The organism is Pseudomonas sp. Eth.TT006 (genome assembly GCF_054456575.1).
Genome location: NZ_JBTJEN010000002.1, coordinates 269273 through 292462, shown reverse-complemented (window position 1 = coordinate 292462; position 23190 = coordinate 269273). Strand labels below are relative to the sequence as shown.

The 23190-nt window shown below is 61.2% G+C and carries 18 protein-coding genes; 13 read left to right on the top strand and 5 right to left on the bottom strand.

Translation table 11 applies throughout. The features are described from left to right. The first annotated feature begins 3 nt into the window (after positions 1-3). The 9 genes from algK to ACXR0M_RS04455 all read left to right on the top strand — a co-directional run bounded on the left by algK (position 4) and on the right by ACXR0M_RS04455 (position 12485). Positions 4-1509 carry an alginate biosynthesis TPR repeat lipoprotein AlgK gene (gene algK / locus ACXR0M_RS04495; RefSeq protein ID WP_458830302.1) on the top strand — a complete coding sequence of 502 codons (1506 nt, stop codon included), beginning with the start codon at positions 4-6 and terminating at the stop codon, positions 1507-1509. Further along, entirely contained in the window at positions 1506-2987 is a 1482-nt protein-coding gene (locus ACXR0M_RS04490) for an alginate export family protein (RefSeq protein ID WP_458830300.1), read from the top strand. The genes algK and ACXR0M_RS04490 overlap by 4 nt, the downstream gene beginning before the upstream one ends. Before the next feature lie 26 nt (positions 2988-3013). Continuing rightward, positions 3014-4600, top strand: a complete 1587-nt coding sequence (gene algG, locus ACXR0M_RS04485; protein WP_458830298.1) for a mannuronan 5-epimerase AlgG — start codon at positions 3014-3016, stop codon at positions 4598-4600. Between the two features lie 10 nt (positions 4601-4610). Continuing rightward, positions 4611-6071, top strand: coding sequence for an alginate O-acetyltransferase (locus ACXR0M_RS04480; protein WP_458830296.1), 1461 nt, complete (start codon positions 4611-4613; stop codon positions 6069-6071). 8 nt (positions 6072-6079) lie between these two features. Further along, positions 6080-7204 (top strand): mannuronate-specific alginate lyase, encoded by a 1125-nt coding sequence (locus tag ACXR0M_RS04475; RefSeq protein WP_458830294.1) that lies wholly within the window; start codon positions 6080-6082, stop codon positions 7202-7204. A 194-nt stretch (positions 7205-7398) separates the two neighbouring features. Then, on the top strand, positions 7399-8964 hold the full coding sequence (locus tag ACXR0M_RS04470; protein ID WP_458830292.1) for an MBOAT family O-acyltransferase: 1566 nt from the start codon (positions 7399-7401) through the stop codon (positions 8962-8964). A gap of 10 nt (positions 8965-8974) precedes the next feature. Continuing rightward, positions 8975-10147, top strand: a complete 1173-nt coding sequence (locus ACXR0M_RS04465; RefSeq protein ID WP_458830290.1) for an alginate O-acetyltransferase — start codon at positions 8975-8977, stop codon at positions 10145-10147. Between the two features lie 14 nt (positions 10148-10161). After that, positions 10162-10818 (top strand): alginate O-acetyltransferase AlgF, encoded by a 657-nt coding sequence (locus tag ACXR0M_RS04460; RefSeq protein ID WP_458830288.1) that lies wholly within the window; start codon positions 10162-10164, stop codon positions 10816-10818. 215 nt (positions 10819-11033) lie between these two features. Beyond that, on the top strand, positions 11034-12485 hold the full coding sequence (locus tag ACXR0M_RS04455) for a mannose-1-phosphate guanylyltransferase/mannose-6-phosphate isomerase (protein WP_458830287.1): 1452 nt from the start codon (positions 11034-11036) through the stop codon (positions 12483-12485). An 82-nt stretch (positions 12486-12567) separates the two neighbouring features. On the opposite strand, the gene ACXR0M_RS04450 is transcribed toward ACXR0M_RS04455, so the two are convergent. Continuing rightward, positions 12568-15285 (bottom strand): RHS repeat domain-containing protein, encoded by a 2718-nt coding sequence (locus ACXR0M_RS04450; protein WP_458830285.1) that lies wholly within the window; start codon positions 15283-15285, stop codon positions 12568-12570. A gap of 181 nt (positions 15286-15466) precedes the next feature. On the opposite strand from ACXR0M_RS04450, the gene ACXR0M_RS04445 reads away from it, so the two are divergent. Together ACXR0M_RS04445 and ACXR0M_RS04440 are read left to right on the top strand one after the other, a co-directional pair. Further along, positions 15467-15931: a multidrug transporter gene (locus tag ACXR0M_RS04445; RefSeq protein WP_458830283.1), complete on the top strand. Its 465-nt coding sequence runs from the start codon at positions 15467-15469 to the stop codon at positions 15929-15931. Between the two features lie 35 nt (positions 15932-15966). After that, on the top strand, positions 15967-16791 hold the full coding sequence (locus tag ACXR0M_RS04440; protein WP_458830281.1) for an SDR family oxidoreductase: 825 nt from the start codon (positions 15967-15969) through the stop codon (positions 16789-16791). A 133-nt stretch (positions 16792-16924) separates the two neighbouring features. Here ACXR0M_RS04440 and ACXR0M_RS04435 read toward each other — a convergent pair whose 3' ends face one another. Beyond that, positions 16925-17806, bottom strand: coding sequence for a LysR family transcriptional regulator (locus ACXR0M_RS04435; RefSeq protein ID WP_458830279.1), 882 nt, complete (start codon positions 17804-17806; stop codon positions 16925-16927). Positions 17807-17915: 109 nt separating this feature from the next. Between ACXR0M_RS04435 and ACXR0M_RS04430 the strand changes: the two genes are divergently transcribed. Together ACXR0M_RS04430 and ACXR0M_RS04425 are read left to right on the top strand one after the other, a co-directional pair. Beyond that, entirely contained in the window at positions 17916-19286 is a 1371-nt protein-coding gene (locus ACXR0M_RS04430) for an MFS transporter (protein WP_458830277.1), read from the top strand. Then, complete coding sequence (locus ACXR0M_RS04425; protein ID WP_458830275.1) at positions 19283-19681, top strand: DUF4440 domain-containing protein; 399 nt, start codon at positions 19283-19285, stop codon at positions 19679-19681. The genes ACXR0M_RS04430 and ACXR0M_RS04425 overlap by 4 nt, the downstream gene beginning before the upstream one ends. Before the next feature lie 144 nt (positions 19682-19825). On the opposite strand, the gene ACXR0M_RS04420 is transcribed toward ACXR0M_RS04425, so the two are convergent. Genes ACXR0M_RS04420 through ACXR0M_RS04410 form a run of 3 tightly spaced genes read right to left on the bottom strand, consistent with a single transcriptional unit; the run spans position 19826 to position 23085 of the window. Continuing rightward, complete coding sequence (locus tag ACXR0M_RS04420) at positions 19826-20692, bottom strand: efflux RND transporter periplasmic adaptor subunit (protein ID WP_458830273.1); 867 nt, start codon at positions 20690-20692, stop codon at positions 19826-19828. A 10-nt stretch (positions 20693-20702) separates the two neighbouring features. Continuing rightward, a complete protein-coding gene (locus tag ACXR0M_RS04415; protein ID WP_458830271.1) occupies positions 20703-20903 on the bottom strand; it encodes a DUF1656 domain-containing protein in 201 nt (66 codons plus the stop codon). Further along, on the bottom strand, positions 20893-23085 hold the full coding sequence (locus tag ACXR0M_RS04410) for an FUSC family protein (RefSeq protein ID WP_458830269.1): 2193 nt from the start codon (positions 23083-23085) through the stop codon (positions 20893-20895). The genes ACXR0M_RS04415 and ACXR0M_RS04410 overlap by 11 nt, the downstream gene beginning before the upstream one ends. Positions 23086-23190 lie beyond the last annotated feature (105 nt).

The window sequence follows — 23190 nt, the reverse complement described above, 5'->3', positions numbered from 1 at the left end:
CCTGTGACTACTCCAACGCTCTTGAACACGCCGCAGCCCTTGTGGGAGCGGGCTTGCTCGCGAATGCGCTTCAACGTTCAAAATCAGTATGGGCTGACACACCGCCTTCGCGAGCAAGCCCGCTCCCACATGGGGCCTCTGTGTGCAGTTGCATTGGCCGTCAGCCTCGCCGGTTGCGCCGGCCTGCCTGACCAGCGCCTGGCCAACGAAGCGCTCAAGCGTGGCGACACCGCCACCGCCGCGCAGAACTACCGGGCGCTGGCGGACCTGGGTTACAGCGAGGCGCAAGTCGGCCTCGCCGATATCCAGGTCGACAGCCGCGACCCCGAGCAGATCAAACAGGCCGAGGCGACCTACCGCGCCGCTGCCGATGTATCGCCACGCGCCCAGGCGCGTCTCGGGCGCCTGCTGGTGGCCAAACCGGGCTCCACCGAAGCCGAGCATCACGAGGCCGAAAGCCTGCTGAAAAAAGCCGCCGCCAATGGCGAAGGCAATACCTTGATCCCGCTGGCGATGCTGTATCTGCAATACCCGCACAGCTTCCCCAACATCAACGCCCAGCAGCAGATCGATCAGTGGCGCAAATCCGGCTACCCGGAAGCGGGTCTGGCCCAGGTGCTGCTGTATCGCACTCAGGGCACTTACGACCAGCACCTGGATGACGTGGAAAAGATCTGCAAAGCCGCGCTCAACACCACTGACATCTGCTACGTCGAACTGGCCACGGTCTATCAGAAACGTGCCCAGCCGGAGCAACAGGCCGAGCTGATCAAGCAGCTGCAGGCCGGTTACAGCCGTGGCACGGTCAGTGCGCAGCGTGTCGATTCGGTGGCCCGTGTACTGGCCGATTCGACCCTCGGCAAGACCGACGAGAAGACCGCGCAAGCGCTGCTCGAGCCGATCGCTCCGGGCTATCCGGCATCGTGGGTGACCCTCGCGCAACTGCTCTACGACTTCCCGGAACTGGGCGACGTCGATCAGATGATGAAGTATCTGGACAACGGCCGTGCCGCCGACCAGCCGCGCGCCGAGCTGTTGCTGGGCAAGCTCTACTACGAAGGCAAACTGGTGCCGGCCGATGCCAAAGTCGCCGAAGAACACTTCCAGAAAGCCGTTGGCCGCGAAGTCGCCGCCGACTACTACCTCGGCCAGATCTATCGCCGTGGTTACCTGGGCAAGGTCTATCCGCAGAAGGCGCTCGACCATCTGCTGACCGCTGCGCGCAACGGCCAGAACAGCGCCGATTTCGCCATCGCCCAACTGTTTTCCCAAGGCAAGGGCACCAAGCCCGACCCGCTCAACGCTTATGTATTCAGCCAGTTGGCCAAGGCGCAGAACACCCCGCAAGCCGATGAGCTGGCGACCACCCTCGCCGCGCAACTGCCGCCCGAGCGTCTGGCCGAAGCCCAGCGCCTGTTGCAACAGGAACAGGCCAGCCGTGGCGCCCTGAATCAGAACACGCTGCAACTGCACGCCCTGCAAGAAGAAGACGGCGAGGAATCCCTATGAAGTTGAATCCCTTTGTGAAGGCCGGTATCGGCCTGACCTTCGCGCTGATCTGGTCTTGCCCGACCCTGGCCGCGATCACTGAATCGAAGAACTTCGGCCTGGAAGTGAAAATCACCGGCCAGTCCGAAGACGACCGCGACCTCGGCACCGCCCCCGGTGGCGACGTCAACGGTGTCGGCCTGGACCTGCGCCCATGGATCTACGGCGAAAGCGGCGCGTGGAGCGCCTACGCCATGGGTCAGGCCGTGACCTCGACCGACATCATCGAGACCGACACCCTGCAACAGGCAGACGGCGCCGAAACCACCGACAGCGGTGATCGTGAAACCAAGAAAAACTACCTGGCGATGCGCGAGTTCTGGGTCGGTTACAGCGGCTTCACGCCGTACCCCGGCGAGATACTCAAGTTCGGTCGCCAGCGCCTGCGCAATGACGACGGCCAATGGCGCGACACTAACATCGAAGCGCTGAACTGGACCTTCGACACCACCCTGCTGCGCGCCAACGTCGGCGTCGCCGAGCGCTTCAGCGAGTACCGCACCGACCTCAAAGAGCTGGCGCCGAAAGACAAGGATCGCCTGCACGCCTACGCCGACGCCGCCTACCAGTGGACGCCGGGCAACTGGGTCGGCATTCGCGGCCATCACACCCACGACGACGGCAAACTCGATTACGCCGAACCGGGTGTACCGCGCGACTCGCTGGACAAGACCCAGAACGGTGACATCAGCTGGCTCGGCCTGACCGCCGACAGCGACGCCTACAACTGGCGCAACACCAACACCGTCAACTACTGGGGCAGCATCACCGGCATGAGCGGCGACCGCGATACGGTCAACGCCTTGAACGCCGATGGTTCGCGCCCGGCGCAGGCCAAGCGCAGCGACGACATCAACGGCTGGGCGACTGATCTGGGCGTGCGTCTGCGCCTCGATCCGCAGTGGCAGGTCGGTGCCGCCTATGCCCGCGCCAGCGCCGATTACCAACAGAACGGTCTGGAGAGCAACCGCTCCAACTACACCGGTACGCGCTCGCGCGTGCACCGTTTCGGCGAAGCATTCCGTGGCGAAATGAGCAACATGCAGACCGCCACCCTGTTCGGTTCGTGGATGCTCAACGACCAGTACGACGCCAGCCTGATCTACCACAAGTTCTGGCGCGTGGACGGCAACAAGCCGGTGGGCAGCAACGGCATCAACGCCGTGGAAAACAACACCGACGACGTCACCGGCGCGATCCTCTCCAGCACTTCGCTGCCGCTGCAGGATGGCAACAAGGACCTCGGTCAGGAGATGGACCTGGTGGTCACCAAGTACTTCAAGCAAGGCCTGTTGCCGGCCGCGCTGAGCCAGTCGATCGACGAGCCGTCCGCCCTCGTGCGCTTCCGTGGCGGTGTGTTCAAGCCCGGCGATGCCTACGGCAGCCAGGTTGATTCGTACATGCACCGCGCGTTCATCGACGTGATCTGGCGCTTCTGATGCAAACCGCCAAGGGAGTGCCCGACATGCACCATGCAAGGAAAGGCTCGCTCAGCCTGTTGGCCGGCGCCATGCTGCTGGCCTCCGCTGGCGCCTTCGCCACGGTGGAACCGGCTGCGCCTCAACAGGGCAAGCCGGTGACCACCGCCAAAGAGCTGCAACAAGCCAAGACCTACACCGTCAGCAGCGCGCCGACCGAGGCGCTGCAACTGGCCAAGCCGACATTGCCCGACCTGTCCGGCTTCACCGCCGAGGCTGCCGCCGCGAAGATCAATCGCAGCAAACCGGGCAAGATCAGCGTGCGCCGGATGATGCAGGAAGACGCCCTGAAGGACTTCATCGGCGGCGACAACAAGATGGCCGAATGGGTGGTGCGTCAGCACGGCATCCCGCAGGCGATCTTCGTCGACGACGGCTACCTGAACCTCAAGGATCTGGCGCAGAAACTGCCCAAGCAGTACTTCAGCGAAACCGCGCCGGGTGTGTACCTGGCAAAGCTGCCGATCGTGGTCGGCCGCAAAGGCATCCTTGAAATCGACGGTCAGACCCAGGAATTGCGCCTGTCACAAGAAGGCGGCTCGTTCCTGGTCAACGACGGTCAGCTGTTCGTGCGTGACACCAAAGTCACCGGCTGGCGCGAGAAGGACAACGGCCCGGCAACCTTCCGTTCGCCAAAGGAATTCCGTCCGTTCCTGCTGGCCTGGGGCGGCACCGAGACCTACATCGTCAACAGCAAGATGGCCAGTTTCGGCTACGCCAACAGTAAGTCGTACGGGGTGAGTATTTCCCAGTACACGCCGAACATGGCCAAGGTGCTCAAGCGTCCGGAGCCGACCGGCTGGATCGTCGGTTCCGAGTTCTCCGACATGTGGTACGGCTTCTACTGCTACGAGACCCGCGACTTCGTGGTCAAGGGCAATACCTACAAGGACAACATCGTCTACGGCATCGACCCGCACGACCGTTCGCACCGTCTGATCATTGCCGAGAACACCGTCCACGGCACCAAGAAGAAGCACGGGATCATTATTTCCCGTGAGGTCAACGACAGCTTCATCTTCAACAACAAGAGCTACGACAACCACCTTTCGGGCCTGGTGATCGACCGTAACAGCGTCAACAACATCATTGCCTACAACGAGATCTACAAGAACCACACCGACGGCATCACGCTCTACGAGTCCGCCGACAACCTGCTGTGGGGCAACAAGGTCATCAGCAACAAGCGTCACGGCATCCGCATTCGTAACAGCGTGAACATCCGCCTTTACGAAAACGTCGCCATGGCCAACGGCCTGACCGGTGTCTACGGGCACATCAAGGACCTGAGCGACACCGACCGGGACATCAAGCTCGACCCGTTCGATGCGCAGGTGTCGCTGATCGTGGTGGGTGGTGAATTGGCGGCCAACGGCAGCGGCCCGATGGCCATCGACTCGCCGTTGAGCGTCGAGTTGTACCGCGTGTCGATGCTGGCGCCGACCAAATCCAGCGGCATCAGCTTCAACGGCATCCTCGGCGAGCGCCAGGATGAAATTCTCGACCTGCTGGTGCGCCAGCAGAAAGCCGTACTGATCGACCCTGTCGAACGCCAGACCGAACTGCGGGACTGAGGATAATTTTATGCACCCACACTTGATCAAATTACTCAGCCTGTCGGCCCTGACCGTGGGCATCCTGGCGGCCAGCAATGCGGCTCGCGCCGACGCAGCGGCGGGCGTCACCCCGCCAAAGTTCAGCGCCGAACCGTGCTGCAACCTGTGCCCGGCTGCTCACGATCCGAAGAACTACACCACGCGCTACCAGCAGAACTTCACCACCCTGGTGCAGGCGCAGGGCGACTGGTTGTTCCGTACCCAGGAAGACCTGCGCACCGAGTTCAACACCACGCCGGCCGGCTACAAACGCCTGCAACAACTGCACGATGCGTTCAAGAGCAAAGGCGTCGAACTGGTGATCGTTTATCAGCCGACCCGTGGCCTGGTGAACCGCAACAAGCTCAACCCGGCAGAAAAAGCCGCGTTCGATTACGAGAAAGCGCTAGGCAACTACAAGACCATGCTGAGCCGTTTCGCGCAGATGGGTTACGTGGTGCCGGACCTGTCGCCGCTGACCAACGAATCGCTGCCGGACACCCTGCCCGCGCACGATTTCTACTTCCGTGGCGACCAGCACTGGACCCCGTACGGCGCGCAGCGCACGGCGAAAATCGTCGCCGAGAAGGTCAAGCAGATCCCAGCCTTCGCCGACATTCCCAAGCGTGAATTCGAGACCAAGCGCTCCGGGCGCATGGGCAAGACCGGCACCCTGCACAACATGGCCGGGCAGCTGTGCGGCACCAGTTATGCGATCCAGTACATGGACCAGTTCACCACCGAGCCGAAGGGCGAGGCCGGTGACGGCGACCTGTTCGGCGATTCGGGCAACCCGCAGATCACCCTCGTCGGCACCTCGCACAGCGGCAAGAACTACAACTTCGCCGGCTTCCTCGAAGAAGCCATCGGCGCCGACATTCTCAACGTCGCCTTCCCCGGCGGAGGTCTGGAAGGTTCGATGTTGCAGTACCTGGGCAGCGACGAATTCCAGAAGACCCCGCCGAAGATTCTCATCTGGGAATTCTCGCCGCTGTACCGCCTCGACCAGGAAACCATCTATCGCCAGATGATGGCCCTGCTCGACAACGGCTGCGAAGGCAAAGATGCGCAAATGTCCGCGAGCACCACGCTCAAGCCGGGCGGCAAGCAAGAACTGCTGGTCAACAGCAAGAACCTGAACCTGCAGAACAGCAGCCATCAGGTCGACATCCGCTTCGCCGACCCTTCGGTGAAAAAACTGCAAGCCACCCTCTGGTACATGAACGGTCGCCACGAGGACATCAAGATCGAGAAACCGGAAACCTCCGACACCGACGGTCGTTTCGCCTTTGAGTTGCGCACCGACGAAGACTGGGCCTCGCAAAACCTGCTGGCGGTCGAAGTCCAGGGTCCGGATGCGGGCACCGCGCCACAAAAAGTCGAAGCGAAAATCTGCAAACGCAACGTATTCCCGGGCGCTGGGCAACAAACCGCCCAGATCGGGCAATGAGGTCTGCTATGCGAAATCCGAAACTGAAGAATCTGTTGGCCCCCACCCTGCTGAGCCTGGCGATGTTCGCCGGCGCCACCCAGGCCGCTGCGCCACTGCGTCCACCACAGGGTTACTTTGCCGCGGTGGATAAATTCAAGACCGGCGACCACAGCGAAGGCTGCGACGCGATGCCCGCGCCGTACACCGGCCCGCTGCAATTTCGCAGCAAATACGAAGGCTCGGACAAGGCCCGCGCGACACTGAATGTGCAGTCGGAAAAAGCTTTTCGCGACACCACCAAGGACATCACCACGCTGGAACGCGGCACCGCCAAGCGCGTCATGCAGTTCATGCGCGACGGCCGTCCGGAGCAGCTCGACTGCACGCTGAACTGGCTGACCGCGTGGGCCAAGGCCGATGCGCTGATGTCGAAAGACTTCAACCACACCGGCAAGTCGATGCGCAAATGGGCACTGGGCAGCATGGCGTCTTCGTACATCCGCCTGAAGTTCTCCGACTCGCATCCGCTGGCGGCGCATCAGCAAGAGGCGCAGCAGATCGAGGCGTGGTTCAGCAAGATGGCCGATCAGGTGGTCAGCGACTGGGACAACCTGCCGCTGGAAAAAACCAACAACCACTCGTACTGGGCCGCATGGTCGGTGATGGCCACCGCCGTCGCCACCAACCGTCGCGACCTGTTCGACTGGGCGGTGAAGGAATACAAGATCGGGGTCAACCAAGTCGATGCCGACGGTTTCCTGCCGAACGAATTGAAGCGCCAGCAACGCGCCCTCGCCTATCACAACTATGCCCTGCCGCCGCTGGCGATGATCGCCAGTTTCGCCCAGGTCAACGGTGTCGATCTGCGCCAGGAAAACAACAGCGCGCTGAAACGTCTGGGTGATCGGGTGCTGGCCGGGGTGAAGGATCCGGAGCAATTCGAGCAGAAGAACGGCAAAGAGCAGGACATGACCGATCTGAAAGAGGACATGAAATTCGCCTGGCTCGAACCGTTCTGCACCCTCTACACCTGCCCGCCGGAGGTGATCGAGAAGAAGCACGGCATGCAGCCGTTCAAGACCTTCCGCCTCGGTGGCGACCTGACCAAGGTCTACGACCCGTCCCACGAAAAGGGCAATAAGGGTTCGTAAAGATGAATGCAATCCCCTGTGGGAGCGGGCTTGCTCGCGAATGCGGTCTGACATTCAAAAATAATGTCGACTGACGCACCGCCTTCGCGAGCAAGCCCGCTCCCACAGTGAAGTGATGTCGCCCTCTGAATGTTCATGGGGGGTTTGGGGGGGCTTTGGCCCTTGACTGTTGGTTCAAACATGGAGAGATCGGGATGGTATTTTCATCCAACGTGTTCCTGTTTCTGTTCTTGCCGATCTTTCTCGGCTTGTACTACCTGAGCGGGCAACGCTATCGCAACCTGCTGCTGCTGGTCGCCAGCTACGTGTTCTACGCGTGGTGGCGGGTGGACTTCCTGGCGCTGTTCGCCGGGGTCACCCTGTGGAACTACTGGATCGGCCTGAAAGTCGGTGCCGCCGGCGTGCGCAGCAAACCGGCCCAGCGCTGGCTGCTGCTCGGCGTGGCGGTCGACCTGTGCATCCTCGGCTACTTCAAGTACGCCAACTTCGGTGTGGACAGCATCAACGCGATCATGACCTCGTTCGGTCTGGAGCCGTTTATCCTGACCCACGTGCTGCTGCCGATCGGCATCTCGTTCTACATCTTCGAGTCGATCAGCTACATCATCGACGTGTACCGCGGCGACACCCCGGCCACCCGCAACCTGATCGACTTCGCGGCGTTCGTGGCGATCTTCCCGCACCTGATTGCCGGCCCGGTTTTGCGTTTCCGCGACCTCGCCGACCAGTTCAACAACCGCACGCACACCCTCGACAAGTTCTCCGAAGGCTGCACGCGGTTCATGCAGGGTTTCATCAAGAAGGTGTTCATCGCCGACACCCTCGCAGTCGTTGCCGACCATTGTTTCGCCCTGCAAAACCCGACCACCGGGGATGCCTGGCTCGGCGCGCTGGCTTACACCGCGCAGCTGTATTTCGACTTCTCCGGTTACAGCGACATGGCCATCGGTCTGGGCCTGATGATGGGTTTCCGCTTCATGGAAAACTTCAAGCAGCCGTACATCAGCCAGTCGATCACCGAGTTCTGGCGCCGCTGGCACATCAGCCTGTCGACCTGGCTGCGTGACTACCTGTACATCACCCTCGGCGGTAACCGCAAAGGCACGCTGATGACCTATCGCAATCTGTTCCTGACCATGCTTCTGGGCGGTCTGTGGCACGGCGCGAACATCACCTACATCGTCTGGGGCGCCTGGCACGGCATGTGGCTGGCGATCGAAAAAATGCTCGGCATCAACACCGCGCCGCGCAGCCTCAACCCGATCCGCTGGGCGCTGACCTTCCTGCTGGTGGTGATGGGCTGGGTGATCTTCCGTGCCGAAAACCTGCACGTTGCCGGACGCATGTACGGCGCCATGTTCAGCTTCGGCGACTGGTCGCTGTCGGAACTCAACCGCGCCAGCCTCACCGGCCTGCAAGTGGCAACCCTGGTGGTGGCTTACGCAACCCTGGCGTTCTTCGGTCTGCGCGATCTGTACACCAATCAGGCACCGGTGAAGAGCAAACCTGAAGTCAACGTCGAGGCCAACGGCCCTGCTACCGCGACCCCGGGCATGATCAAAGCCGCACCCGGCGAAAACCCGGCGAGCATCCACGAGCCTGGCTACACCGTCGGCGTCGACGCCCAGGTGCAACCGGCCTACTGGACCGCGGACTGGTCGCGCTACGTGATGCGCGGGCTGATCCTGCTGCTGTTCATCGCCTCGATTCTCAAACTCTCGGCGCAAAGCTTCTCGCCGTTCCTTTACTTCCAGTTCTGAGGGATCTGACATGACCCGCTCATTACGCATCGTCTACATCGCGCTCTTTCTGCTGACCCTGCTGGTGCTCGGTCTGTGGTCGGTGCGCAGCTTCTTCGGCTTCAGCACCAATGCCGATGCGACGGTGCTCAACGGTCGCTGGACCAAAGCCGTGGAAACCCACTACGACGACCAGTTTCCGATCAAGCGCCTGGGCACCAACCTCTGGGCCGCGCTGGATTTCAAACTGTTCAACGAAGGTCGTCCGGGCGTGGTGCTCGGTCGCGATCAGTGGCTGTACAGCGACGAGGAATTCAATCCGATCGTCAACGAAGAGCTGAACCTGCAAGGCAACTACGCGCTGGTCGAAGGCGTGCGCCAACAGTTGAAAGCCAAAGGCGTGAAACTGGTGATGGCGATCGTTCCGGCCAAGGTGCGCCTGTACCCGGAGCATCTGGGTGAAGTGAAACCGGCGAGCATCCACGAAAACCTCTACCAGGATTTCCACGCCCGTGTCGCGGCGGACAAGATCCTCGCCCCGGACCTGCTCGGCCCGCTGCAACAGGCCAAACAGAACGGTCAGCAAGTGTTCCTGCGCACCGACACCCACTGGACGCCTGAAGGTGCCGAGATCGCTGCCAACACCCTGGCGAAAACCATCGCCGACAAGTTCCCGCTCAGCGGCGAGCCGCAGCGCTTCGTCACCACGCCGGCGGAGAAGGTTACGCACAAGGGCGACCTGCGCCTGTTCCTGCCGCTCGATCCGCTGTTCGAAAACCTGATGCCGGCCAAAGAACCGCTGCAAAAGCGCAACACCGTGGCCGTCGAGCAACCAGCCGGTGACGACGCCCTGTTCGCGAACAGCGAAGTACCGGTCGCGCTGATCGGCACCAGCTACAGCGCCAACCCCAACTGGAACTTCGTCGGTGCGCTGAAACAGGCGCTGCACAGCGACGTGGTCAATTACGCCGAAGACGGCCATGGCCCGATTCTGCCGATGCTCAGTTACCTGAAAAGCGATGACTTCAAGAACAGCCCGCCACAGGTGCTGATCTGGGAGTTTCCTGAACGATATCTGCCCGTGAACAACGAAATCGGCGACGCCGACCCGCAGTGGGTCGCAGAGCTCAAACAAGCCGGCGCGCGCCAACAAAACGTAGCTGTAAACACTAAATCCGAGACGCCCGATCGGGCGCAAAACTGAAAGAGAGGTACACCATGACTTTCACTACTACTCCTCGTCGTCTCGCAAAACGCTTTGCTCTGGTTGCTGGTCTGAGCGTGCTGTCGGTCCAGGCTTTCGCCGGCGGTGACGCCGCGCTGTACGGCCCGACTGCACCGAAAGGCTCGACCTTCGTACGGGTCTACAACGCCAGCAACAGCGAAGTCAGCGCCACTGTCGGCAGCACCAACCTGAGCGACGTTGCGCCACTGGCCAGCAGCGACTTCAGCTTCATGCCGGGCGGTGACTACAGCGCCAAGATCGGCAGCCAGACCCTGCCGGTGAAACTCGCCGGTGATCACTACTACACCCTGGTCAACAACGCCTCCGGCGCGCCGCAACTGATCGAAGAGCCGCCGTTCAAGAACAAGCAGAAATCCCTGGTCCGCGTGCAGAACCTCAGCGACAAGCCGCTGACCCTGAAGACCGCCGACGGCAAGACCGACGTGGTGCCGAACGTTGCGGCCAAGGGCCGTGGCGAACGTGAAATCAACCCGGTGAAAGTCAGCCTGGCGCTGTACGAAGGCGACAAGAAAGTCGGCGACGTGAAACCGGTCGCGCTCGAGCGCGGTGAGGCCGCGGTGCTGTACGTCACCGGTTCCGGCAGCAGCCTGTCGCCAGTCTGGGTGAAACGCCCGGTATCGACCCGCTAATCATTTTTCCTGACTGACGCAATGCCCCCTGTGGGAGCGGGCTTGCTCGCGAAAGCGGTCTGACATGCAACGGATATGTCGATTGATACGCCGCCTTCGGGAGCAAGCCCCCTCCCACCCTTGATCGGGTTGCCAGTTCGGATACGAAACAAAAACAAGAGTGAAACGACACAACGTTCGTGCCTCTAACCAATCGATTTTATGGAGTAAACAATATGATTCCGGTGATCTTGTCAGGTGGTAGCGGTTCACGTCTTTGGCCGCTTTCGCGCAAGCAATTCCCCAAGCAATTCCTCGCCCTGACCGGTGAACACACGCTGTTCCAGCAAACCCTGGAGCGTCTGGTGTTCGAAGGCATGGACACCCCGATCGTGGTCTGCAACAAGGATCACCGTTTCATCGTCAACGAGCAGTTGGCCAGCCGTAACCTCGAATGCCAGCGCATCCTGATGGAACCGTTCGGCCGCAACACCGCGCCGGCCGTGGCGCTGACCGCGATGATGCTGGTCAACGAAGGACGTGACGAGCTGATGCTGGTGCTGCCGGCCGACCACGTGCTGGAAGACCAGAAAGCCCTGCAACGCGCCCTCGCCCTGGCCACCGTCGCCGCCGAAAACGGCGAAATGGTGCTGTTCGGCGTGCCGGCGACCAAACCGGAAACCGGTTACGGGTACATCAAGTCCACCGCGGACTCGCTGCTGCCCGAAGGCGTCAGCCGCGTTTCGCATTTCGTCGAAAAACCCGACGTCAAGCGCGCCACCGAATACGTCGAGTCCGGCGGTTACTACTGGAACAGCGGCATGTTCCTGTTCCGCGCCAGCCGCTTCCTTGAAGAGCTGAAAAAGCACGATCCGGACATCTACGACACCTGCCTGCTGACCCTTGAGCGCAGCGAGCAGGACGCCGACACCGTCACGCTGGACGAAGCCACCTTCGCCTGCTGCCCGGACAACTCCATCGACTACTCGGTGATGGAAAAGACCCAGCGCGCCTGCGTGGTGCCGCTGACCGCCGGCTGGAGCGATGTCGGTTGCTGGTCGTCGCTGTGGGAAGTCAACGAGAAAGACGCCAACGGCAACGTCAGCAAAGGCGATGTGGTGATCCAGGACAGCAAGAACTGCATGATCCACGGCAACGGCAAACTGGTGTCGGTGATCGGTCTGGAAAACATCGTCGTGGTCGAAACCAAGGACGCGATGATGATCGCGCACAAGGACAAGGTTCAGGGCGTCAAGCAACTGGTCAACACGCTCAACGAGCAGGGCCGCAGCGAAACCCAGAACCACTGCGAAGTCTATCGCCCGTGGGGGTCCTACGACTCGGTGGACATGGGCGGGCGCTTCCAGGTCAAGCACATCTCGGTCAAGCCGGGCGCGTGCCTGTCGCTGCAGATGCACCACCACCGCGCCGAACACTGGATCGTGGTCAGCGGCACCGCCGAAGTGACCTGCGACGAGAACGTGTTCCTGCTCACCGAAAACCAGTCGACCTACATCCCGATCGCCTCGGTGCACCGCCTGCGCAACCCGGGCAAGATCCCGCTGGAAATCATCGAAGTGCAATCGGGCTCGTACCTGGGTGAAGACGATATCGAGCGTTTCGAAGACATCTACGGTCGCTCCACCCCGATCGAACGCGGCGTGTCGGTGAAAACCATCGCGCAGTGATCACCGTGCAATGAGAAGCCCCCCGTCCAGCCCGCTGCGTCCCCTATCCGCAGTGGGTTGGGCGGGGGCTTTTTTAGAGCCGTCACGCCGCTCTGTACCGCGCGATCGCTGTCTTTTTATTCCAGATACCGACTTTTACCGAACCAGGAATCTTGATTTCAAGTGTTCCGTGGAATGATTTGTCGAGACTGTCCAGCATTGCCCGAGCATCCATTCTTCCCACTTGTACTGGACTGATCCCAGAATTGCCTAAAAGCATTGCCTTCAAGTCTTTCAATTGGCCTTTTATCATCGGGACGGCGCTCAGTTCGGATGAATGCTTTGGATCGAGCACATCTGGAGAAGCAAAAAACTCCAGGCTATCGAAGCTATCGCCAAAGGCGTCTCTGAGCTGACGGTCATTCTCAAGGTCATATTCTGCGAAATGGGTCATGCTCGCGAGAAACCTGCGCTCGTTCACCTCTCCATTTATTGCCAACAGAAAGAAGGTGAAGCCCATATTTCCAGCTTTGCTCCAATCCTTTTCGCTGGTATTGCCACCCTTTCCACCCAATGTCTTCAGCTTATTGTTGACCAGAGAAAAGTTGGACTTGATCTCCATATGTGACGGTGCCGCGCCTTTCGTCGCGAAGTTATAAGAGTAATGACGCAAGGTGAATTTCAAGTCTTTGGTTTTTTCGAGCACAGAGGCCGACGCCTTCGCGGTTTTGAACTTGAGCCTGCTTTCGGTTATGTCATTCATCATGGTGTAGGGTTTTACTCTGTCCACATCACTGTAATTGTCCTTATACGATTCAAATATCTCGATTGCCGTGCGCACCGCCGAATTGGATTTTGATTCCTCGCCTTGCTCGTCAAAGAAGGTCAACGGATTGTTGCGAACCATTCGAAAAAGATTGGTGCCATCTGCCTCCACGCCTGCCGGATCCGGATTGCTCCATTTTTGCAGCCACGGGATGTAGTAGCGATAGCCGTAGTAATCAAGCCCGGTCGCGTCACGTTCCTTGCCCGAGTACCGCACGAATTTGTAGCCGAGTTCACCGTCTTGCCAGGCGGTTGTGCCAAAGGGGTGAACCGCCTCACGACTGATGACCGCGCCTGCCGCGTTGGTCTCCAGACTGATTGATCCCAAATGATCCGCGCCGGTATATCGATACTGATTGTTGATTCCCGAAGGCGGTGGGCTTTCCCAATGCAGTGCCCGCACATTGTTCAGTCCACCCTCGGCAGTGATGATCTGCAACTGCTCACCAGTGCCGTTGTTGATGCGCATCTCCAGCCCTGGCAAGTAGCGCACATCGGCAATAATGGAGCGGGCATTGGTGCGCAAAGAACGGATCTTGCGCACCCGCTGGTTACTGCCATCGTAAAGATAGGTCTCGCTGTCATTGACGCCGGAATCGTGCTCCACCGGACTGACCGCTTGCACCTGGTTGCGCAGGTTCCAGCTCAGCATCCGCCCCGTTTGCAGTGCCAGCAAGTTGCCTCTGCGATCATAGGCAGCCTGGATCTGCGTATCGTCGGGAGGCACGTCCCCGTAAGGCAAGGAGCGGTTGCTGTAACGCGCCGGTTGCAGTTTTCGCCCGTGGCTTTGCGCGCCGGCATGAATCAGCCTGAGCAGGTTGCCGCCGGCATCATATTCGTAAGTCTGCTGATAGTTACTGACAGCCTTCGGATCAACGCGCCCCATGGACTGCGGGCCTTGACTGGTAGCGCCGGCTTCCCAGCCGAAGGCCTTGATCAATTGATAAAGGCTGTCGTAGACAAAGCGACTGACCGGTTCGATGCGCTGGTTGGCGAAGTAGCGGATCGGCAGTGCTTTGTCTTCGATGCTCAAGACATTGCCCATCCTGTCGTATTCATAACTCAGGTGTTGCAGCACTTCACCGTGAGCGTTTTCGGTGCGCAGGATCAGCAGGCGATCGTCTTCGCCCCGATATGCCCGTTGGGTGTGCACACCATTGCCAGCGGTTTCCTGTGTGATATTGCCTGATGCGTTGTAGCGGATGTCAGTGACCAGAATCAGCTCAGGCTCACCCTTCAACTGCAAGCGCTGCTCACGCAGGCGGCCATCGACGGTCAGCATAAACGTATGCCGATTGTCTCGGGCATCTGTCTGCTCCAGCACATCACCCAGCGCACCATGGCGCCACCGTGATGTCGCCCCAACGCCAGGCTCCAACAGCCGCTGACGATCCACCTCCGGCTCCAGCCAATCAGGCGTCAGTGGATCCAGAGTGAAATGACGGGTGTCTGAGGTGCATGGGCCGTTGATTGCAAAGGCGTTGAACAGCACGCTGCCGGCCGGATGATCATGACGAACCAGCTGCCCAAAATGGTTGCATGACTGGTCCCCGCTGCCGGGATGACCGTAGGTCAATCGCTCGACACAACGCCGAGGCTCGCCTGCCCCTTGTTCGAATATCGCGATGGGGCGCAACAAGGCGTCGTATTCGATGTCGCGTTGCGTCTCACGACTGTCCCAACCGAGCACTGTTTGCCCGGCGAGCCCCTTCAGCTCGATCTGTGTGCCGGCATCAACGCTGTCCGAACGAATCACCGAGGCGTCGAGAGCAAACACCTGCGTCAGATTGGCTGGCGTCAGCGGGTCGCCGACGTGTGACAGCCACAGCCGCGGGTCCCACTGTTTCACCGCATGTCCCGCCGGGTCATGAAGAGTGCGATTGATCCGTGCCTCGACAGGGCCGTCTTCGACAGCTCGATAATAGTCGACCCTGCGAACCGGCAAGCCGCGCGGATCGAACACAGACACACTCGGCGTATTGATGTGCAAGCTCATGAAACCCGCTCCCCGCGCAAACAGCATTCTTGTGCCTGCAACATCTGAGCAGCCATAAGGCGCGTTCCGCTACTGTCAGAAATTACAGTCCCGACCAATGGCGCCCTGGAACTATCCGCACATGTCCATTCCCGCGCCCGTTCGGTAGGATATTCATCATGAGTTCAAGGAGCGTTCGCACATGTTCATCGGCATTCTGCTGGTCATCACCTGGCTGATCCTGTTGCTGCGCTATCCGGCCAAAGCGTTGCCGGTGTCGGTGGCCGCCGCTGTCGGCCTGGGGCTGGTGGCGATGTGGGTGGTGTGGCTGGACAATCGCGAGAACAAGCAACTGGCGCGTCTGCAAATGCGCATTGCCTACGCCCCTGAACAGTGCCCGGCGGATCGCCCGCTGCAACTGAAAATGAAAAACGGCAACGACGTGCCGCTGACCGAACTGCGCTGGCGCATCGCTGCCTACGCACCGGGTGACACGGTCAATCTGGCCGACAATCAATACGCCGCCCCACGCTATCGTGGTCCCGGTGAGTTGCAGGCCGGCGGTGAGTGGGAAGACTGCCTGCCGATGCCGCCACTGCGTCCCGGTTATCGCCCGCAAACCCTGGAATTTCGCGCCGAGCGGTTGCAGGGCAGTTTCTCCGACTGATCCCCTCCCCCACTTTTTTGCACAAGGAATGCGCCATGCCCGTTGCGTTGATTACCGGTTGCTCCAGCGGCATTGGCCGCGCCCTCGCCGATGCATTCAAAGCTGCTGGCTACGAAGTCTGGGCCACTGCGCGCAAGCCCGAGGACGTCGCGGTGTTGAGCGCCGCCGGTTTCACAGCGGTGCAACTGGATGTCAACGACGCCGGCGCACTGGAACAGCTCGCCGAGCGGATCAACCAGCAACAAAACAGCCTCGATGTGCTGATCAACAACGCCGGTTATGGCGCCATGGGCCCGCTGCTCGACGGTGGCGTGCCGGCCATGCAGCGCCAGTTCGAAACCAATGTGTTCTCGATTATCGGCGTGACCCGCGCACTGTTTCCGCTGCTGCGCCGGGCCAAGGGTCTGGTGGTGAATATCGGCAGTGTCTCCGGTGTGCTGGTGACGCCGTTTGCCGGTGCCTATTGCGCGTCGAAAGCTGCCGTGCATGCGCTCAGCGATGCGCTGCGCATGGAACTGGCGCCGTTCGGCATTCGCGTGCTGGAGGTGCAGCCGGGAGCAATTCAGTCGAGCTTCGCCAAAAATGCCGGGCATGAAGCGGAGCAGTTGATCAACGAGCAGTCGCCGTGGTTTCCGTTGCGTGAGGGGATTCGCGCGCGGGCCAAGGCTTCGCAGGACAAACCGACACCGGCGACCGAGTTTGCGGCGCAATTGCTCAAGGCTGTGCAGCAAGACAAGCCGCCACGGTTGATCCGTATTGGCAATGGCAGCCGGGCGTTGCCGTTGCTGGCGACGTTGTTGCCCAAGGGATTGCTGGAGTCGACGTTGATGAAACGGTTTGGTTTGCGTGGCAAGCTTTGAGACTGAGGCGACCCCATCGCGGGCAAGCCACGCTCCCACAGGTTTTTGTGTCGTTCTGGCTATTTGTGTACGCCGCAAAACCCTGTGGGAGCGGGCTTGCTCGCGAAAGCGTCAACAAGATCAGCACAGATCCTCAACCCCACGCCTTCATGAAATCAATAAACGCCCGCACCTTCAGCGGCAAATGCCGGGTATCCGGATACAGCGCATACACCCCCTGCCGAGCAAAGCGGTAATCGGCCAGCAACCGCACCAGTCGCCCGGCCTCCAGATCATCCTGAATCAGCCACTGCGGCAAAATCGCCACGCCCTGCCCGTTTAACGCAAACGCCCGCAACGTCGCCGAGTTGTCGGCAACGATGGCAGTGGTCCCGGGTTTTGGCTGATAGACATGCTCACTGCCGGCGGGGTCGGCGACGGTCATTTCCGGCACCCGTCCGTGGCCCAGGGTTGGCATCGACTCCAGCGTCGCCAGTGTGGCGACCGGCGTGAAGCGTTCGACCAGACAGGGCGCCGCCACCGCAAACACTTCGAACGTCGACAATTGCACCGCGCGTAGATTGGAGTCGTGCATGCGCCCCAGACGGATCGCCAGGTCGAAGCGTTCGGAGATCAGATCGGCATGGGTCGAGGAGGTCGACAGGTGAATGTTCAACTGTGGCTGTTGCTGGCGGAACACCTCCAGCGCCGGCACCACTTGGGCCAAGGCAAACTCCACAGTGGTGGTGATGCGCAACGTGCCCTTGAGTTGCGCATGTTCGGAGCGTGCTTCCTCGATTGCCAGCCGGGCTTCGTCGAGGGTGCGCAGGCAGCGTCGATAGAAGCGCTCGCCAGCATCGGTCAGCGCCAGTTGCCGGGTATTGCGCGTGAGCAGAGTGACACCCAGCTCCTCTTCCAGCCGCTTGAGATTGAAACTCACCACCGCCCGGGTCTGGCCCAGCGTATCGGCAGCGGCGGTCAGTGAACCGGCCTCCACCACGGCTTTGAACGTGTCAAAACGGTCCAGACTGACCATCGCCACCTGCCTCGCTGTCAAAATAATTTTGACAAACTAGCAGGCAAACCAGCGTTTTCCTAACTCCTGCGGCACTCTACCCTGCACGTCTCATCACAGGGACGCTGCCATGGTCTATCGCTCGAAAGTTGCGCTGGTGTATCTGTTCGGGTTCGCTCTCGACCTGCTGAACATGTTCGCCGCAAGCATCGCCTACCCGGACATCGCGCGGCAGTTGCACGCCTCGGTCACGCAACTGGCGTGGATCACCAACGCCTACATGCTCGGGCTGACACTGATCATTCCAATGAGCGTGTGGCTCGCCGCGCGATTGGGCGAGCGCCGCTTGATCCTGAGTTCGCTGCTGCTGTTCGGGATCGCTTCGGGGCTGGTGGCGCAGGCCGGGTCGATCGAAAGCCTGATTGGCTGGCGCCTGCTGCAAGGGCTCGGTGGCGGCTTGTTGCTGCCGGTCGGGCAGGCCCTGGCGTATCGGCAATTTCCGCCAGCGCAACGTGCGCACCTCACGGGCGTGGTGCTGCTGGTAGCGCTGATGGTCCCGGCCCTGTCGCCGGCAGCGGGCGGTCTGATCGTCGAGGCCCTGTCGTGGCGCTGGATTTTCTATCTGAACCTGCCATTGGCCTTGCTGGCGTTCGCCTTGGGCCTGCTGTGGCTGAACGCCGATCAGCCTGCCACTGAACGCCCGACGCTGGACCTTCGCGGCCTGCTGCTGGCGGTGTCCGCCCTGACCCTGCTGCTGATCGCCGTAAGCCTGGGCAGCGCGTCCGCGACCCGCCACCTCGCGGGCTGGGTGCTGTTGCTCGGCGTCTTGGCTTTAGGGCTGTACCTGCGTGATGGCTGGCGCAAACCCGATGCCGTGCTCGACCTGCAACTGCTCAAGCGTCCGTCGTTGCGCCTGGCGATGCTGATTTATCTGCTGGTACCCGGGGTCTTCACCGGCACCAACATGATTGCCGTGTTGTACCTGCACGAACTCGGTGTCGGCGCCGCACAGACCGGTGCGCTGATGCTGGCCTGGGCCGCCGCCTCGGGCGTGGCGATCATGCTCGGCAAACGCAGCTTCAACCGTATCGGCCCCAAGCCGTTGCTGATTGCCGGGATGCTTGCTCAATGCCTGGGTATTGTTCTGCTGATGCGCATCGAACAACCCGCCGCCGCGCCGCTGATCAGCGCTTACGCCCTGATGGGCCTGGGCGGCAGCCTGTGCAGCGTCACCGCACAGACTCTCGCATTTGTCGGCATGCCCGCGGAAAAAATGAGCCAGTCCAGCGCCCTGTGGAACATCAATCGCCAGCTCGGTTTCTGCCTCGGCGCAGCATTACTAAGTTCGCTACTGGGCGCGCTGGGCGGCAACGATTTCCACACCTGTTTTCTCGCCGCTGCGCTGCTGACGCTGTTGCCGATGGTCGCCGTGCTGCGCTTCGATGCTACCCATGTGCTCGCGCTGCTGAGCACGCCATCCCTTGAGGAAAAATCCGCATGACTGACTACAACGACTATTTCAATGAAGTGATCCAGGCCCATCTGGTCATCGAACGCTGGTTTGCCGTGGAGCAGGATTCGGCGGAACTGGAGCGTCTGTTAAGCCGGTTCGCGACGAATTTTTCCATGGTCACGCCGCTGGGCCGGGCGCTGGATATCGGTGCCTTACGCGCATTGTTTCAAGCGGCGGGCGGGAAAAAAGCAGGCCTCAGAATCAAGCTCAGTGAACTGCGCGGGATTGCCCTGCATGCGCACGGTGCGACGCTGAGTTATCGCGAGCAACAGACGGATGCGAGCGGCTTGCATACAGATCGGCGCTCGACGGTGGTGTTTGAAAAAACTGCGTCCGGGCAGGTGCTGTGGCGGCATTTGCAGGAGACGTTTTGCGCTGATTGACCGTTCGTTATTTCCATGACAGACCGCGTCGCTGCCATCGCGGGCAAGCCACGCTCCCACAGGTTTCGGGGCGTCCCCGATTTTTTTGAACGCCGCGATACCTGTGGGAGCGTGGCTTGCCCGCGATTGGGGCGACGCGGTCTGTCAGTTGTCCACAACGTCCTGCTTCACTACCACCGTGCAAGTAATCCCCGCCGCCAACAACACGCCCTGCGGTACTTCATCGATGTGAATCCGCACCGGCACCCGCTGCGCCAGGCGCACCCAGTTGAAGGTCGGGTTCACATCGGCGATCAATTCGCGGCTCTCCGGGTTGTCGCGGTCGTAGATGCCGCGCGAGATGCTTTCCACGTGGCCCTTCAACACTTCGCCGCTCATCAGTTGCATGTCGGCTTTGTCACCGACGCGCACGTGCGGCAGTTTGGTCTCTTCGAAGAAGCCGTAGACCCAGAACGAGTTCATGTCGACCACGGCCATTTTCGCCTCGCCGATACGCGCGTAGTCGCCGCGATGCACATTGAGGTTGGTCACGTAGCCGTCCACCGCCGCGCGCACTTCGGTGCGTTTGAGGTTGAGTTCGGCGGCCTCCAGTTGCGCTTGCGCGTGTTGGTAATCGGCCAGCGCCGCGTCGGCGATGTTGCTGGCGTCGTCGCGGTTTTCCCTGGAGATCACCAGGTTGTCCAGATCGGCGCGGCGATGGGCGTTAAGCTTGCGCATCTCCCACGTCGACTTGCGCGAAGCGACCAGCGACTGCGCCTGTTTCACCGCGATGCGGTAGTGCTCCGGGTCGATCTGCATCAGTAAATCGCCCTTCCTCACCAACTGGTTGTCGCGCACCGGCACATCGACGACCTCACCGGTGACGTCTGCCGCGACGTTGATGATGTCGGCGCGCACCCGGCCATCGCGGGTCCACGGCGTGTTCATGTAGTGCTCCCACAACGTGCGGCCGATCCACAGCGCCAGGGCCAGCACCAGCAGGGTCGCGAGCAGGCTGAAAAACTTTTTCATCAATAGGTTCTCAACGGTAGACGGTCAGCGCCATCGCGCCGAGCAGACAGGTAAACAGACTCAGACGCAGCAGCGCCGGGTGCCAGAAGAAGCGGTACAGGTCGAACCCCGAGAGGAACCGGTCCAGCGCCCAGGCCAGCGCCGCAGCGGCAAAAAACATCAGGGTCATGGTCGGCATGTACACGCCGTGGAAGGCGATTTCACGAGGCATGGGCAAGTCCTTCGGGCTTGGCGACGGCATAGGCAGCGAGTGGTGATTGCGGGTCGAGCAACGAGGTGCGGATGAAGTGCAGGTAGCTCTTTACCCGGCGCAAGGCCGAAGTGTCGAAGTGCGGCGCGAACGGCTCGTCGGTCGCAGCAACGCGGCTGATCGCGTGATCGACCGCCACCAGCGCGCGTTCCAGATTGCTCGGGTTCGGCTGCAGAAACAGCCGCACCAGCGCCCGGCCCATCACCCGGATCGCCTGGCGCCACGGCTGCGATTCGGCATACGCCGGGTGCACCGGGAGAATCGCCTGTTCCTTGCGCAACTCGATGATCGCGTGGCCGACTTCCAGCACCACGAACATCCAGCGCAACAGGTTCTTCTGCACCGTCGGCTGTCCGGCGGCGAGGCCGTAAGCCTGGTGCAGCAGGTCGCGGGTGCGGCTCTCGAAACTCGACGCCAGGCCCTTGAGTTTGCCACTGATCGCGAACACCACTTGGCCGCGCAGATCCTGCTCCAGACGCTGCCACAACCAGCGACTGTTCGGCGGCAGAATGATCGCCCCAGCCGCTGCGCAGACCAGCATGCCCATGACCATGGCGATGTAATCGTTGATGAAGGTGTAGGGGTTGTAGACGGTCAGGTTGTCCGGCACCGAACCGGTGCTGAAAAAGATCAGCAGACCGAGGCCGACCCCGGCATATTGCGGCCGCGAAGTCAGGAACGAGCCGAGCACGATCACCGGCGCGAGCATCACGCACAGCAGCGGAAAACCGTCGATCCACGGGAAGATGAAAAACATCTCGACGAAGCCGATCAGCGCGCCGAGAAACGTCCCGCAGGCCATCTGGAACGCCATGCGTTTCGGGTTCGGCGTGGCGGCGGACAGGCCGACGGTGGCCGCCGCGATCAGGGTCATGGTCGCGCCGCTCGGCCACGCGGTGGCGACCCAGTAACTGCCGAGCACGATCAGAATGAACGAGGCGCGTATCCCCGACGCCGCAGCCGCCCACCAGTTGGTTTGCGGGGTGAACGGCTCGTCCCAGCGCTCGCGTTCGTGGCTGTGATCGGCCAGCGACGCGTGGGTCTGGGCGTAACTGTGCAGGTCGTCGACGAAGCGATAGAGCAATTCGTACGCGGTGTGGAAATCCAGTTGCTCGGCGTCGCTCGGCGCAGTTTCCTGGAAGGCTGCGCGCAAGGTGCGCACGCGCGTCGGCAAGCCTTCCTTGTAGGCCGCCAACGCCGTCGCCAGACGTGCGGCGTCCGGGCTGGTCAGGGCGCGGCCACTGAAGCCGTCGAGCACTTCAGCCAGATCCTGCAGGCCCGGTCTGATCGCCGCCACCACGTGTTCTTCGCCGTTGCCGCGCAAGCGTTCGAGCAACTGATGCAAGGCGTTGAAGCGAGTGGTGATGCCCATGAACTCGCTGTTCAGGCGACTGAGGCGACCGTTGCGCCGACGCATGTGCGGGTCTTCGAACACGGTCACGCTGCGCAGCCCTTCCAGGCCCACCGCTTCGGCGATAAAGCGCACGTTGTTGCTTTCGAAGGCCTCGGCCTTGCTGCGCCCGCGCAGGCCATCGGTGACGAACAACGCAAACACCCCGAACCGCTGATACAGCGCGTTGCGCATCGCGGCACTGGCGGTTTGCGGCAGGATCGCGGCGCTGACCAGCGTCGAGCAGAGAATCCCCAGCGAGATCTCCAGCACCCGCCACACCGCGGCCATGAACGCGCCGTCCGGATGCGCCAGCGCCGGCAACCCGACCATCGCTGCGGTGTAACCGGCGAGGACAAAACCATAGGCGCGAAAGTTACGGCAACGCGCCGCACCGGCGGTGCAAATGCCGACCCAGATCGCCAGCGAGCCAAGGAACAGCTCGGTGTTCTGCGCGAACAGCGCGATCAGCGTGACCATCATCGCCGACCCGGCCAGGGTGCCGAGAAAGCGGTAGAAACTCTTGGCGAACACCTGCCCGCTCTGCGGCTGCATGACGATAAACACGGTGATCATCGCCGTGCGCGGCTGCGGCAGTTCCAGGCGCATCGCCAGCCACAACGTGAGGAACGCGGCGAGCAGCACCTTGAAGATATATACCCAGGTCACGCCATCACTGCGCGCCCAGTCGAAGAAACCACGGCGCCATTCCAGGGAGTAGAGCCAGCGTATTGGTGCGGGCAAGGGGGTCATTTGGTCATGCTCAAAAATTCAGTCGAACCGGAGAAACTGTGGGAGCGGGCTTGCTCGCGAATGCGCTGTGTCAGATAACACATGGGCTGCATGACATTCCCTCTT

Excerpts from the sequence above, each read along its gene's own strand:
- ACXR0M_RS04490 (WP_458830300.1), top strand. The coding sequence starts at position 1,506 with ATGAAGTTGAATCCCTTTGTGAAGGCCGGTATCGGCCTGACCTTCGCG.
- algG (WP_458830298.1), top strand. The coding sequence starts at position 3,014 with ATGCACCATGCAAGGAAAGGCTCGCTCAGCCTGTTGGCCGGCGCCATG.
- ACXR0M_RS04480 (WP_458830296.1), top strand. The coding sequence starts at position 4,611 with ATGCACCCACACTTGATCAAATTACTCAGCCTGTCGGCCCTGACCGTG.
- ACXR0M_RS04475 (WP_458830294.1), top strand. The coding sequence starts at position 6,080 with ATGCGAAATCCGAAACTGAAGAATCTGTTGGCCCCCACCCTGCTGAGC.
- ACXR0M_RS04470 (WP_458830292.1), top strand. The coding sequence starts at position 7,399 with ATGGTATTTTCATCCAACGTGTTCCTGTTTCTGTTCTTGCCGATCTTT.
- ACXR0M_RS04465 (WP_458830290.1), top strand. The coding sequence starts at position 8,975 with ATGACCCGCTCATTACGCATCGTCTACATCGCGCTCTTTCTGCTGACC.
- ACXR0M_RS04460 (WP_458830288.1), top strand. The coding sequence starts at position 10,162 with ATGACTTTCACTACTACTCCTCGTCGTCTCGCAAAACGCTTTGCTCTG.
- ACXR0M_RS04455 (WP_458830287.1), top strand. The coding sequence starts at position 11,034 with ATGATTCCGGTGATCTTGTCAGGTGGTAGCGGTTCACGTCTTTGGCCG.
- ACXR0M_RS04450 (WP_458830285.1), bottom strand. The coding sequence starts at position 15,285 with ATGAGCTTGCACATCAATACGCCGAGTGTGTCTGTGTTCGATCCGCGC.
- ACXR0M_RS04445 (WP_458830283.1), top strand. The coding sequence starts at position 15,467 with ATGTTCATCGGCATTCTGCTGGTCATCACCTGGCTGATCCTGTTGCTG.
- ACXR0M_RS04440 (WP_458830281.1), top strand. The coding sequence starts at position 15,967 with ATGCCCGTTGCGTTGATTACCGGTTGCTCCAGCGGCATTGGCCGCGCC.
- ACXR0M_RS04435 (WP_458830279.1), bottom strand. The coding sequence starts at position 17,806 with ATGGTCAGTCTGGACCGTTTTGACACGTTCAAAGCCGTGGTGGAGGCC.
- ACXR0M_RS04430 (WP_458830277.1), top strand. The coding sequence starts at position 17,916 with ATGGTCTATCGCTCGAAAGTTGCGCTGGTGTATCTGTTCGGGTTCGCT.
- ACXR0M_RS04425 (WP_458830275.1), top strand. The coding sequence starts at position 19,283 with ATGACTGACTACAACGACTATTTCAATGAAGTGATCCAGGCCCATCTG.
- ACXR0M_RS04420 (WP_458830273.1), bottom strand. The coding sequence starts at position 20,692 with ATGAAAAAGTTTTTCAGCCTGCTCGCGACCCTGCTGGTGCTGGCCCTG.
- ACXR0M_RS04415 (WP_458830271.1), bottom strand. The coding sequence starts at position 20,903 with ATGCCTCGTGAAATCGCCTTCCACGGCGTGTACATGCCGACCATGACC.
- ACXR0M_RS04410 (WP_458830269.1), bottom strand. The coding sequence starts at position 23,085 with ATGACCCCCTTGCCCGCACCAATACGCTGGCTCTACTCCCTGGAATGG.